At 45.1% G+C, this 14675-nt stretch carries 9 protein-coding genes; 6 read left to right on the top strand and 3 right to left on the bottom strand.

What is annotated here, in order from left to right; translation table 11 throughout:
* Positions 1–108 precede the first annotated feature (108 nt).
* The 5 genes from EP13_RS01665 (at position 109) to EP13_RS01685 (ending at position 8785) form a co-directional block, all read left to right on the top strand.
* Positions 109–2790 (top strand): TonB-dependent receptor, encoded by a 2682-nt coding sequence (locus EP13_RS01665; RefSeq protein ID WP_044055686.1) that lies wholly within the window; start codon positions 109–111, stop codon positions 2788–2790.
* Between the two features lie 72 nt (positions 2791–2862).
* A complete protein-coding gene (locus tag EP13_RS01670) occupies positions 2863–4359 on the top strand; it encodes a CehA/McbA family metallohydrolase domain-containing protein (RefSeq protein ID WP_197035942.1) in 1497 nt (498 codons plus the stop codon).
* On the top strand, positions 4349–4876 hold the full coding sequence (locus EP13_RS01675) for a sigma-70 family RNA polymerase sigma factor (RefSeq protein ID WP_052364239.1): 528 nt from the start codon (positions 4349–4351) through the stop codon (positions 4874–4876). Before EP13_RS01670 ends, EP13_RS01675 begins: the two co-directional genes overlap by 11 nt.
* A gap of 3 nt (positions 4877–4879) precedes the next feature.
* Positions 4880–5821 (top strand): FecR family protein, encoded by a 942-nt coding sequence (locus EP13_RS01680; RefSeq protein WP_044446006.1) that lies wholly within the window; start codon positions 4880–4882, stop codon positions 5819–5821.
* Positions 5822–5827: 6 nt separating this feature from the next.
* Entirely contained in the window at positions 5828–8785 is a 2958-nt protein-coding gene (locus tag EP13_RS01685) for a TonB-dependent receptor (protein WP_052364240.1), read from the top strand.
* 216 nt (positions 8786–9001) lie between these two features.
* On the opposite strand, the gene EP13_RS01690 is transcribed toward EP13_RS01685, so the two are convergent.
* The 3 genes from EP13_RS01690 to EP13_RS01700 all read right to left on the bottom strand — a co-directional run bounded on the left by EP13_RS01690 (position 9002) and on the right by EP13_RS01700 (position 13811).
* Positions 9002–10798 carry a tetratricopeptide repeat protein gene (locus tag EP13_RS01690; RefSeq protein WP_156026715.1) on the bottom strand — a complete coding sequence of 599 codons (1797 nt, stop codon included), beginning with the start codon at positions 10796–10798 and terminating at the stop codon, positions 9002–9004.
* A gap of 472 nt (positions 10799–11270) precedes the next feature.
* Entirely contained in the window at positions 11271–13067 is a 1797-nt protein-coding gene (locus tag EP13_RS01695) for a polysaccharide lyase family 7 protein (protein ID WP_044055688.1), read from the bottom strand.
* A gap of 357 nt (positions 13068–13424) precedes the next feature.
* Positions 13425–13811, bottom strand: coding sequence for a VOC family protein (locus tag EP13_RS01700; RefSeq protein ID WP_044055689.1), 387 nt, complete (start codon positions 13809–13811; stop codon positions 13425–13427).
* 130 nt (positions 13812–13941) lie between these two features.
* On the opposite strand from EP13_RS01700, the gene EP13_RS01705 reads away from it, so the two are divergent.
* Entirely contained in the window at positions 13942–14631 is a 690-nt protein-coding gene (locus tag EP13_RS01705; RefSeq protein WP_044055690.1) for a helix-turn-helix transcriptional regulator, read from the top strand.
* Positions 14632–14675: the final 44 nt, after the last annotated feature.

Genomic DNA, 14675 nt, shown 5'->3' on the forward strand with positions numbered 1-14675 from the left:
AAGTTTCATCAAAAAGTCTGTCTACTTTTTTCAGCTACTGACTCATTACATGTGTTAACCGTGCGCACCGGAACATCTCACTCTAAATTTGCACTACTAGGATCACACATGAAAAATCAATTTGCCAAAACCACACTCTCATTGGGTGTGTTGGCTGGATTAACGGGTGTTACGCCTGTAACAGCACAGCAGTCATCAGTTGCTGATGAAAACGTTGAAGTAATTGAAGTCACTTCTTTTCGTAGCTCACTAATTAGAGCGAAAGATTTGAAAAAAGATGCCATTATCTCCCGCGATACAATCTTGGCAGAAGATATCGCAGACTTTCCAGACCTTAATTTGGCCGACTCTCTGCAGCGAGTACCCGGGATTACCATTACCCGAGAAGGTGGCGAAGGCCGCCAAATTTCATTACGCGGCCTAGGTCCCGATTTTACACGTGTTCAAGTAAACGGTATGGAAGCAATGGGCACGTCTTCATCACCCATGGATGCCCGCGGCGGTGTAAGTCGCACTCGTGGTTTTGACTTTAATGTTTTCGCATCTGAGTTGTTCAATCGAATCGACATTAGCAAAACCTACTCAGCCGATCAGGAAGAGGGCGGCATTGGCGGAACGGTCGGGCTATTTACCGCAAAACCATTTGATTATGACGGGTTCAAAAGTGCGTTGTCGGTACGAGGCGGCTACAACACGAATAGCGAAGAAACTAACCCTCGTATGGCTGGGCTTATTTCGAATGTCTGGAACAAATTCGGCGCTTTGGTTTCCGTAGCTTACAGTGAACGTGAAACTGCAGAGTATGGAACCAATACTACACGCTGGCGCCGAGAAGGTGGAAAAACTGCTGCGGATCCAGCAGATACCGACCTGCAAGCTGAGTTAGATTCAGGTGAACTTTGGTTTCCTCGTGGTCATCGCTTTTCTCGCTGGAACAATACTCAAGATCGCTTAGGTGTCACTGCCGCATTCCAATACAAACTGTCTGATTCTTTTTCACTAACGTTAGACATCATGCATGCAGAGTTAGAAAACAATACCGATGAACATCACTCTGCAGTGAAAGACAACAAGGTTGTATCTGATCTTATATGGGAAGAAAACGACGGGCAAAAAGAAGTCGTTTACGCCTTGTATGAGAATGCAACGTGGCGTAACGAGAACTCTCGTCGTTACAATGAGTCGGAATTTAACCAATATACGCTTAGTATGGACTGGACAATAAACCCTGAGTTCTATGCCAGTGCCGTTATCGGAACAAGTTCATCTGACTTTGATCAGCCTGAAGTTATAAAATCGAATATTCATGCCAAAGGCATCGTGGATATCGCTACAGACTTCAGACAAGATCGCTTCTACGGTATTAGCACTTCGTCTGACTTCGATACTACGCAACTCGATGGCTACGAGATGAAAGATATCTACCTGCAGGAAAACTACATTACTAATGATTTTGACACAGCAAAAGTCGATTTCACCTACCTCGTGGGCGATACAGGAGAACTCCAATTTGGAGTGAACTATAAAAAATTCGAGAATTCTGCTTACCAATTAACCCAAAGCAATGCGCAAAATATTGCACCTGAAAATACCGGTGTCACCACACTCAATGATGCTCTGGTTGAAGTGTATAGTGAACATCCCAACACCAGCTGGCTTCAAGGTGATTTAGACGCATTGCTAAACTTTTATGGGCTTAATGGCTATAACATTGATGACAGTGAGCTTACACGCAATGACAAATCGCCAGTAACAGAAGAAACGTTGGCAATGTACGTGCAATACGGCTGGGAGAGCGAGTTTGCAGGTAAGCCGCTGCGAGTAAGTGCTGGGTTACGATATTTTGAAACAGATATTACGGCGGCCGGTAAATCATCGGGTGCCGCCATAGAGACCACCCGTTCGTACTCAGATGTTTTGCCTACTATCAACCTCGTTTATGAGTTGCAAGAAAACGTGTTATGGCGTGCATCGGCGAGCAAAAATATAACCCGACCGTCGTTGGGGGCGCTAAGCTATAACGCGTCAGTCTCGCAAACCTCGGGGGATGCGATTACCAGCGTGACGATGGGAAATCCAATGTTGGAACCCTTTGAATCGAACAATTTGGATACCGCGTTTGAGTGGTATTTCGATGACGTTGGTTATGCCGCAGCTGCCATTTTTTATAAAGATATCGATAATTTCATTGTCGATACTACCAGTGAAGTAGTGTATTCATCATTGGGCTTACCGGCAGAATTGCTACCTGTAGATAAAACTGTCGACAGTATTTTTTATTTACAGCGTCCAGAGAATATGGACGCATCGAAAATTAAAGGGGTGGAGTTAACTTTCTCTCGCGATTTAGATTTTCTTCCTGCTCCATTTAATCATTTAGGTGTTATTGCAAACTATACCTATGCAGATGGTGATGCTCTGTATCGTAATATCTATGGCGAAGAGGGTAATGACCAAGAAAAAGCGTTCACGGGATTATCGAAAAATAGTTATAACTTTACGCTGTACTACGAGCAGGAAGGCTGGGGCGCTAGAGTGTCAGCGGCATACCGTAGTGCATACCTTACTGGCGCGTCTTCCAGTGGCGATCAGGATGAATCAGGTTATCACGGTACAACATTCATCGATTTCTCTTCATTCTACCAACTAACCGACACTATTAAACTGAGCTTTGAAGGCATTAACCTCACCGATGAGCGTCAGGAGTTATATAGCGATTCTCACGATCGTGCATACAATACCACGACCAGTGGACGTACTTATATGCTTGGTGGAACCATGCAATTTTAAACTAAGTAGCATACCAGGCTAGCCTGGTATGCTTTTCCAATGGACGTTTAAACAGTAATGAAAAAAGTTTTAATGATAACGTTTACGAGCGGATTACTTGTCTTGTCTGCTTGTGTATCGGTAAACCAGCAACACAATGAAAGCCGTGCTTTTGTGCCTGAAGATGGAAAAACCTGGCTAGCCGGTGACCACCATATTCACGGTAAATATAGCGCACGATGGAACTGGAAGACTCAACCCCCATCGCCGCTCTTATTTGGTGACGCCCATTATTTCACTGCATTGAACGCCAAAATGGCAGAATTTCATCAATTAGATTGGATGGTAACAACCGACCATGGTGGTCCAAATCACAGTGCAGTAAACCGAAATTCAGCGTACCCGGAACTGGTTGCCTCCAGAGCCGCCATTCCAGAAATTATGCAGTTTTATGGTATGGAGTTCGACACCCCAGGCGCGCGACACAGTACGCTGATTATTCCAAAAAGTGAGAAAGAAGCCGACCAACTTTTTGAGTTGGAAAGTCAGTACAACCGCAGAGAAATTTACCCTGATGAATCTCCCAGAGACACGCAGGCTTTTATGCTTAGTGCGTTAGAAGCTATGCAGAAGATGTCACCACAACCGGTGTTGTTAGTGAATCACCCCGCCCGAAAGGCTACTGACTTGAATGTGTACCAAAAGGTTACACCGCAAAAAATGCGGGAGTGGCAGGATATTGCGCCAGACGTGGTCACCGGTATGACCGCGATTCCCGGGCATCAAGCTGCATCAATCAATCCTGACGGTACGAATAATCCGAGAGCGCCTCGCGCAGAGTATTTTGGCTATCCAACTCATGGCGGCACTGACCAAATGTCGGCCATTGTTGGAGGAGTTTGGGATAAATTACTGGCTGAAGGCAGAAAATGGACGGTCACCGCTGTTTCTGATAGCCATGCACATTATACCGAAGGGCGTACAGATTTTTGGCCAGGAGAATACGCCAAAACGTATGTACGAGCGGCACGAGACTACGACAGCGTACTAGATGGTCTGCGCGAAGGAAATGTATTTATTGTTACCGGTGATTTGATTGACGAACTGTATGTGAGTGTTGAACACGGAGCCAAGCGCGTCAATATCGGTGGTACGTTAGCTTTAGATGTCAATAATAAGGCGCCTATAACCGTTACCGTCGCGTTTCACGACCCGCAAGGCGCTAATTTCAATCGTCAGTATCCGACGGTAGAGCGATTAGATATAATCTATGGAGATGTGGTTGGCAAATACCCTCAAACAGAAAAAGCGCCTGTGAAGGTGATTCACCGTTTTTTTCAGCAAGATTGGGAAAGACAGGGAGCCTATAATGTTGTGCAATTTTCTTTGCCCGCACCTGACAACAATGCATACATACGAGTACGCGGGACCAACTTAAAAGAAGAATTGGAGCCAGAGGTTGATCCCAAAGGCGAAAATCCGTGGGATGATCTCTGGTTTTACAGCAATCCCGTATATCTACACCACCCCAATCATCACACTTCTCGTTACTGCAATGAATTTGTCACAGGCGAGTGCGATGATAAGTGACCATCATATTAATACAGCAGTATCGTCGTTAGACATGCCAGAAGAAACCCCCAGCTCTTCACTTCAAACGCTGATAAATTCAAAAGTCCTTAAGCAATACTTGCATAGGCATTCCGTTAACAGTGAAGAGGCGGCAGACCTTTATCAAGAGTCCATCGCTCGCGTTTTAGAGCAATCTAAAGCAACCGTTATTGATAACCCTCTCGCATACGCGTTTCGCGTAGCGAGAAATCTGCTTTCAAAACGCAAGCTTCTAGACACTGACAATGTTGATGAACAACAATGCTACCGACAAAATCCAGAGCTACACCTTGAAACACAACAACGAATCGAGCTCATTGCGCAAGTGATTAATGCGATGCCAGTCCAACGCCGGCGTGTTTTTGAAATGCGCCGTATTGAAGGCCAAAGCCGTCAAGCCATAGCGTCTAGCTTGAATATTTCGGCAGAAGCAGTAACAAAGCATATTTCGCGTGCAATGGCAGATATTCAACTGCATCTGGATAAAAGCAGGTAGATAATGACAAGCCAACAAGAAAAGACATACTTAGAGGCAGGTGAGTGGATTGATCGGCTCGCAGACGGCGATTTAGATGCGTTAAATAAACGCCGATTTATCCGTTGGTTAGATGAAAGTGAGCGACATCAAGAAGTGTTAGAAAGGATGATAGCAACTTGGGAAGACCCAGCCGTTCATGCTGCTTATTTAAACGCCCAAAAGTCGTCGAAAATCGCAAACCGAAGACGTTCACTTGTGACATGGGGAAGTGCCATTGCTGCGTCATTACTTGTGATTGCGCTAGTATTTTCACGCTATCACGTCATAACACCCTCAACCTCATCCCAATTAATTACTTCCGCGCACGAGGCACTAAGTGATGGTAGTGAGGTGCAACTACAACCCAAAAGTGAGCTAATCGTTCTATTTTCTGACGATACCCGCGCTTTGAACTTGAAAAAGGGACAGGTGTATTTTGATGTGGCGAAAGACCGGGCTCGCCCGTTTGTAGTAAAGGCCGGGCTGTCTTCAGTGACGGCTGTTGGCACGGCGTTTAACATCGATAGGCAAGGGCAGCGTGTTGACGTGGTAGTACACGAGGGCATTGTAGAAGTTCGAGGTAAGGTCGATAGCGCGCCTGTATTGCTCAAGGCAGGCGAGAAAATAACAATTAATAGGGGAGTTGCAGAACCGGTGCAGCGTGTTAATTTGTCACAAGTGGTAGATTGGCGCACAGGTTGGATAGAAGTAGATGATGAATCTCTAACTTATTTGTTGGAACGATTGAACCGTTATTCAGATAAGCCTATTTTGATGATAGATAGCACTATTGGGAAACACCGGGTGGCTGGTCGCTTTAAACTAGAAGATACTACGCAAACGTTAGCGGTACTTAGTTCCCTCTATCAACTGGAGGTTGCGGATACTCGTTCAGGTTTCGAAATACGTCGACAAGTAAACTAAATTGGCATGATAAACCGAAGAAGCAAAAAGTCAGTGGTCATTGCGGGTCACGTTTTTTGGTTAATATCGGTCGGTTTATCGCCTGCTTGTTTTGCTGCTCAAGAAGGGTTAGCAGACAAAACGATCAATACTATTCCCTTATCACAGCTTGTCACTGAATTTAGTCGTGACGCCGGCGAAACCATTGCATTTGACCCCACCTTGCTTAAGGGGTTAACCATAACGCCTGCACAATGGCGCACGACTAACGCCAGTGATTTATCTGCACTACTGCAACCTTTTTCACTTTGTTTAGCGCCTGTTCAAAATGGCTGGGTTATTCATCGGTGCGACACACAACAAAACGAAAACACTAGCAAAACAACCCAAACAGAAAGCAATGCTATTACTCGTACTCACCCAACTGTTGAAATAGAAGTCACTGGATTTCGCCAATCTCTTATTCGTGCCAGAGAGATAAAGCGCCTTGCCATGGTCACTCAAGAATCGATTTTGTCAGAAGACATTACTGATTTCCCCGATTTGAATTTGGCTGATTCATTACAACGTATACCGGGCATTACTATCACCCGTGAAGGAGGCGAAGGGCGACAGATTTCACTTCGGGGACTAGGTCCTGACTTTACCCGCGTAAAGGTAAATGGTATGGAAGCGATGGCAATGACATCATCGGCGATGGACGCCAGAGGAAGTGTGAGTCGTACCCGGGCCTTTGACTTCACTCTGTTTGCATCAGAGATTTTTAATCGCATTGATGTAAGTAAATCGTATTCGGTGGAACAAGATGAAGGCGGTATTGGTGGCACAGTTATGTTGTATACGCCAAAACCCTTCGATTTTGTGGATGACATAAATACCTTTACCGTGAAACAAAGTTACAACGAAAACAGTAAACAGCTCGACCCAAGTATTATTGGGTTGGTCAGCCGACGAAATGATAAACTCGGAGGTCTTGTTTCCGCCGTATACAGTCAGCGACACACTACTGAGTTTGGTACTAATACTACGCGGTGGCGACAGGAGAAAAAACGTTACAGCGGAGAAGAAGATAGTGTGTTGCAGCACGAATTAGCACAAGGCGTATTCTGGTTTCCCAGAGGCCATCGATATTCTCTTTGGAATAATAATCAACGTCGATTAGGGGTAACAGCCTCACTGCAATACGCGCCAAACGATAAGTGGCAAGTTGCATTTAACAGCATTGCCAGCCGTTTACATAATAGTCTTGATGAGCATCATATTGCAGTGAAAGACAATGACAATGTTACGCTACTAGCATGGGAACAAAATAAAAATGACAAAGAAATATTGTTTGCGAAATATACCGATGCAACATGGCGTATCGAAACTCGGGAAGATGAAAATACGTCAACGTTTTATCAATTGAGTATGGAAAGTCAGTGGCAGCCCATTTCTGCACTAAGCCTTAACGTTAGCCTTGGCAGCAGTGCCAGTGATTACTCGCAGCCTAAAGTAAATAAAGTCAACATTCGTAAAACTGGGGTGGATATTGTTACGGACTTTCGTGAAGACCGTTTTTACGGCGAGAGTTATTCTACTAATATGGATACGGCATCTCTAACCGGACTAACCGTGAAAGATCTTTACTTTCAGGAAAATGAAATACGTACTTCGTACAACAATGTGAAGGCATCACTTCGCTATTTATTTAGTAACGGTGATGCCGTGTCGGCGGGTGCACATTATAAATCCTTTGAAAACACAGGGATGGATCGCGCTAGAAGTGTGTACCCAGCTCTTGATGATAATACTCTGTCTAAAGCGCACGTATCTCTGTTCAGTCAGCACCCAGATAAAACATGGATGCAGGGCAACCTTAATGCTATTCAAACGCATTTTGGCTTGGGTAACGTACAACTTACCGCCGAAGATACAGTAGATAGTTCCAACTTTAAGGTTAAAGAAAACACACTCGCGCTCTACGCGATGTACGATAGCGTAGGACATTGGCTGGGTAAGCCACTTTATACGCAAGGGGGGATTCGGTATTTCAATACGCAGTTTACGTCTTCAGGTATTCAAAAGGGATTGCCGTCAGCCGTCACCAAAACTTATGACGATGTGCTTTTTAGCGTTAATACCGTACTTGAACTCAACGACAATTGGTTATGGCGTGCCAGCGTAGATGAGAATATCACGCGCCCGTCTATTCAAGATTTGGCTATTACCGCCGAGGTGTCGCAAGCATCCCGGAATGAAGGCGACATTGGGCAAGTATTTTTAGGAAATCCTTATTTAAAGCCCCTAAAGTCATTGAATGTAGAAACCGGTGTTGAGTGGTATTTCGAAGACGGCGGTATTATGGCTCTCTCTAGCTTCTTCAAGCAGATAAATAATTTCGTAGTGGAAGATGTTGAAGCTATACCGTATCGCGAACTGGGGCTCCCCGCTAGCTTGCTACAAGATGGGGATAGTGTCGATGATGTTTTTTATGTCAGTACACCCGAGAATACCGATACAACCACATTTAAAGGTTTTGAAGTCACTTATTCCCGTGATTTAGCATTTCTTCCTTCCCCTTTTGATCTTCTTGGGGTTAATACCAACTTTACTTACGCCGAGGGACAAACCCTTTACCGAGATGTACAAGGAACGGGAGAAAATCAGGTTAAAACGTTCGCGGGGCTGTCTAGACGTAGTTATAATTTTACGGTGTATTACGAGAAATCGCATTGGTCGGCCCGCGTGTCAGCTGTCTATCGCAGTCCTTATATATTATCAGTCCAGCCGGGAAACACAGACCAAGACGAATCAGGCTATCATGCAACAACTTACATTGATGCATCGGCGAGCATGCAACTTAGTCAATCATTAAGAGTGACGATAGAAGGTCTAAATTTAACTGATGTTAGAGAGGAGCTATACAGCGATTCAAACGACCGAGCTTATAATACTACATTGAGTGGGCGTACTTTTTTAATAGGGTTTTCATTTGAGATTTAACCGCGAAATAAAGAATGAATCGATTTAGTTTGAGTATCTTTGGCAAACTGATTGTTGTAGATTCAAGTGAAATTAAGGATATCCCTACATAGTTTTTTACCCAATACGTCAATTGAGCTAATAAATTGGTTCTTTATGCGTGACGTTTTTTCATATTGTCACAACATTTTGTGGCAAGTAAGCGGCGCTACAGGCCGCTAAAATCAATAACAGTCACTAACCACTATTCGCCGCCGTTAACATAGTATCAGTTGCAGAAATTATGGAGCCAGAGATATCAATCTCAGCGTGTTCCCAGGCTTTTTCAAATCGGCGCTGTACTATTTTTGCCTCGTCAGTTTTACCTTGCAACCTTAACGCTTCAGCCAGTCCGCGTAAGGCCCAGCCATTATCGACCATAATCTCAAGGTCGCGTTGGTAGGTTGCTTCGGCAGCAGCAAATTCACCGGCTGAAATTTGTACGGCGCCTAGCGCATGGCGTACCGGGAAGTACCATTCTGGTGGTTCTGTATAGGGCAGAGAGTCTTCCATTATCACGGCAGCCTTTAATAGTGATATCGCGTTTTGTAACTCGCCTGCATTTGTTGCAATGGAGCTTCTCATTACTGTCTCTGCGATTTCTAGTAAGACCGGGGCACCTTCGCGGTTAAAAAACATGAGAGATTGTACTTCGGGCATGCTGCGTAGCGCGGCCAATTGCGCTAATTCTTGCTGGGCTTTCACTGGCGCATCAAGGCCAATATATGCCTGTCCTCTGGCGTAGTGCCAGATTCCCCGCGCATAAAGAAGATCGTGCGCTGGCTGTGGGGTATTTAGAATGCCTTGCCAATCGGCAAACCTCACTTTTGCGTAAAGTGGCTGGGAATAATAATGTTGTGCAACGGCCATACCTGGCGCTCGAAGCAATTCTTCACTTAATGACGCTGCGGTACCTTCTGCTAACTCGTAGGCTTTGCTTTTCCAGCCACTAATCGCCGCGGTTACCCAACCAAAATGCCAATTGTGGGGAATGTATCCGGCAAGATAAATTGGACTATTCGAGCGACAAGCTTGGATAAATTCACTATCTGCCGCCGCGGCTTGCATATTGATTAGCGTGGCGTCGTGGTAACGGCCCACACGCATATAAATATGCGCTGGCATATGCACCAGATGTCCGGCCGCTGGAGCAAGGTCGGCCAGCGTGTCTGCGTAGTGTTCAGCCCGTTCTGGGTTTGTTGATTGCTCTACCGCATGAATATAAAGGTGTATCGCGCCAATATGCTGTTTATCAAGGGCTAAAGCGGTTTCGATAGTGTCGGTAATTTCTTTTGTCCAAGGGCGCGTAACGCCTTCTGCGTCCCAAAAATCCCAAGGATGGACATCCATCATCGACTCGGCAGTAAGTGCGATAATATCCGCATCGTCAGGAAAGGTGTTCATTACATCGCGCATGCTATCGGCGTAAGCTTCGTTAAGTGAGCTTCTGTCTGCTGGCTCTGTGGCTAAATATCGCTGTTGCAACGCATTGATGAGCATGCGCTCCTTAGTGCTAACGTTCTCGCTCAGATCTTTTGCCAATGTGGCCAAACTAAAGGCGCGATTGGCATTGTCAGGAAACATTGGGGCGTTCACATTAGGGCCTAGTACTAGTGCGCTGCCCCAATAGCACATAGCGCAGTCAGGATCATAAATGGTGGCTTCGTTAAATGCGAAATCTGCTGCCGCATGATTAAACGCATACGACAATGCAAGCCCTTGATTAAAGTACTGCTGTGCAATTTCTGAGTTAGTGGTGATAGGAAAGTTTACCGCCCCTAATCCACTAAATAGCGGTTGCCGCCAGTTGCTTTCAGCGAGGGCTAATTCTGTGGGCTGTTCAGCGATAATACCAGTGCTGCTATCGCTACTGCCGCCACAACCGCCCAGTATTATTAATGTAGCTAACGTCATGGTTATCTTTAGCTTAAGGCGGCTATTTAATCGCCATTGGGTAAGGTTGCTGCTACGACTAAAACGTAAAAAATTCATCACTCTGTATTCCTTTGGTTTATGTTGTTTCATCAATGTCCCCGCCAACATTCGATCGTGATTAACCCAATTAGTGGTTTGGAATACTGTCAATAGCGTCAAATTATTGTTTAACGTCGCAGTGCAATAGCGCCAGGTGAGCTGTTTATGCTGGTCATAGAGATAACCAGTGGTGGCGTTTAAAATACTTTTATACGAGGGATGTATTGGCTACTTAATCACTGTGGGCCAGAAAACCGATTTGGTCAATGTTACAAGTGAGATAACTTAAAATGATGATGGTTTCCTTTCATTTTCATGAGACAGGTTGACGGCCATTCGCTAAAAGGTCAGCTTTGAGATACGAGTATTGTGCAGAATAAGAACATAGTGCAGACCAAACCTATGGATACCCTGCGCTCGATAAAGGCACCACGAATTAAAAAGCCCCATACTCAATACGGGGCTTTTTGGTTGGGTCTATATCTGGGTATTTTTAGTCGTGAGTAACCTCTAGTGCATAAAATGTGGCTTGCACATAATCGTCGCCATCACCAGTATTGTTCTGATTGTACACACCGGCTTTGAAGTACATGTACTCGTCGGCAACATCGTAACCGCTGTTACTCATGTCTACGGTTTCGGTTACAGTGGCTTTGCCTTCGCGAAGAATCTTCACGGTGAGCGTATCGCCTTGAACGTCAATTTCGTAGCTAAATACTTCATTTAGCGCAATGCCGTCAGAGGGTTCAGAGGCCGAGCTTGAGCGAGATCCAATCATCTCATACCATTGTTCTGCATTTCCATTGCCCGGCTCGTGAGCAAAGTAAATAGAGCCTTTGTCATGACCAGGGAGCAAACGGTAATACAAGCGCACTGGCTCATCGCTAGAAGCATGAATTTGACCAATAATGACGCGGCCAACTTGTCCACTGTCACCCGTAGACGTCACGTGATTTACCGCCACAGTGGCTTTCATATTTCCGTCTACTCCACCCGCTGCATTTTGTGCAGCGCTAGGCGCGGAACTGAATACCCAGTTATTTTCATTCACGCCAGAGGTATCAATTGAGGTATCGCCTGCTCTTAACATTTCACGTAATTCAGAGCGTGTATAACTCGTGTTGGTAGACGTTTTATAACCATCAATTTCACTTTTAAACGTCATGCCACCATCATTTGCCGTATAAAAGAATCGGCTATCTTCAAAGCCAGCATTAAGTTCATCTTCTTTAATTGAGTCAGCTTTACCATCGCCATTGTCATCAGTTTGAATACTCAAATACCAGCGAGATAAATCAAAGTTATCAGACGGTGGGGCACTCGGGTCTAACGTGGGGTTAGTGGTAGGTGGTGTAACACTTCCGCCACCGTATACCTCTACTTCAGTAATGTTCGTCCAGGTGGTATTTGCCGTGTTGGAAAAGGTTTTTATTCTTATTTGTTGAGCTGCAATATCATCAATATCAAATACTTCAATGTCTGCTGTCGTGCCTGAGCTCACGTCGTCATACACTTTGGTCCAACTGCCGCTGGTGCCCGGGCGGGCATATATTTCAAAAGTATAGGCGCGGCTATCGCCTCTACCCCATGCCACACCCACACTTGAAATGTCGGTGGTTTCATTAAGTTGAACCGTTAAATTAACGGGGGAGCCACTGCCTGCCCATCGCGAAGCAAAATCTGTGTTTCCATCAATGACGTTCGTGGCAGGGTAGCTCCCATGGCCACTCCCATCATCAAAGGCGGTGTTGATAGAAAGGGCGTTACCTGCATTGTTATTCGATGAATCGCTGTTATCGTCAGTGCGCGTTAAGTCCCACTGTTGATTAACATTGCTATCACTCGATGACCACAGGTAAATAGACTGACGTTGCGCTGCTCCGCCGTTTCCATCAATGGAGTAGCCAGAAGCATTGCGTTTTTGAAAGCGGTAAATTTCAGTGCCGCTAAGCACTTTTATTTTTTCCCAATGCTGATCGTAGTTGCCAGCATCACAGATTTCTAAGGTGACGGGCTGGCCATTTGTACCGCCAGAACCGCCGTCCCAACACAAGTTGGTATCTTGCTTTTTATAGGAGTAATAGCCATCTCCGTGACTAATCTGTACCCATTGTTGGTTTACGTTGCTGGTGTTTGTGTTCCATAAATAAAGCTGTTGACCTTCGATGGCACCGCCATTTCCGTCTATTGAAAATGCAGTATTGTTTTTTTCCATCACAAATGTTGCGGCCTGAGAGGCTGGGGCTGCAATAACAAGCGCAGCGCAAGATAGAGCGTAGGCAATTTTCATGTTGTTTTTCCAAGTGGATTGAAAGACCTCTATTACCAATTTGGTAATAGCTCCCATGCTCATTTGTAAAACAACTAGTTTACAAATGGTTTACATACCCTATCATTTTGGTCTTAAAGTTGAACAGATCTGAATGGTATTGATAATGATTATTGGTTATAGAAAGTCGTCTTGAATTATTTCGAATTAGTGTCTAAAGCGCGGTATCGCCTTTTGCGGTGTGGGTTGTTCATCGCGAGGGTAAAGGGGTTTATGTGAGTGTAGGGGGCTTTATTGGTAAGGCCAATTCTAGGGGCGGGCAACTGAATGATGCTGCCTAGCCCCTTAAAGCACGTATCTAGGTTGTTAGCGTCTTTCTTACTCTACCATGCAGAAGGCATTCAACTTATTGCCGTCTAAATCTCTGAAATAGCCTGCGTAAAAACCAGAGGTAGCATCTTGGGGGCGAAACCCAGGTTGACCTTCACAAGTGGCGCCAAGTTCAATGGCTTTGTCGTAAAAGGCGTTCACCTGCTCTGGTGTCTCAAAGTACATCGCCACCATTACGCCGTTACCTACCGTGGCAGGTTTTTGATCAAAGGGCTTGGTGACAGATAGCGCGGCTTGGTCTTCATCTTTAGACCACGCAATAAAGTAATCCGGTTCTTCCATAAAGCGGGTAGCGCCAATAGTACCGAGCAGGGCGTCGTAAAATGCTGCTGCTTTTTCTAAATCTGCCGTTCCAAGGGTTATATAGCCAATCATGGGTTTCTCCTTTCTTTCCGTTTGGGAATGTTTGTTGGTGCAAATTCATACTAGTCGTTGACTACTGACAGTTAATGTCAGTAGTGTTTACCCACAATGAAAAAAATGACTGGCTAGCGGACAAACCACCATGCGTAGAGCTGAAAGGTTGAATGATATTGTTCATCATTTACGAAGAATGCACCATGCGATAACGGCACAAACGCTAGCAGACGCATTTGAGGTAAGCCTTCGTACCATCTACCGAGACATTCAAGATCTCATCGATTCTGGCGTGCCCATATTGGGTGAGGCTGGCGTCGGCTACATCATTGATAAAAAATATCACCTGCCGCCTATTATGTTTGATGCTGATGAATTAGAGGCGATTGCGTTAGGGATTGGTATGGTTAGCAATTGGACAGACGATAAGTTCGCGGCAAAAGCGAAAAGTGCCTACCTTAAAATTCAGGCGACCTTGCCAGCGACACTGTTAAACGAATTGCATCAGATCAGTACTTTTTCTGCGCCAAGCCACTACAAAATTCCTTGGCAGGTAGAGTTTACCGAAGTAAGGGAATGTATTCGTCGTAAACAGAGAGTGGGTTTTACCTATCTTGATTTAAATAACAAGAAAACGCAGAGAAGTATTCGCCCCATCGCACTGATTTCTTTTAGCCCTATTTGGTTGTTGGCAGGCTGGTGTGAATTGCGGCAGGAATTCAGAAACTTTCGGTTAGATAGAATATCTAATTTCAACGCCCTACCCAGCCACTTCACTGATGAAAAAGATAAGAGCCTAACTACCTATTTGAAATTAGTGAAACAGGAGCAACTTTGATACAGCTGGTTAATGGCAAATGTTTTGCTTACCGCTGTATATGG

Origin of the sequence: Alteromonas australica (genome assembly GCF_000730385.1) — a bacterium.
In the GTDB taxonomy this organism is placed as follows: Bacteria; Pseudomonadota; Gammaproteobacteria; order Enterobacterales; family Alteromonadaceae; genus Alteromonas; species Alteromonas australica.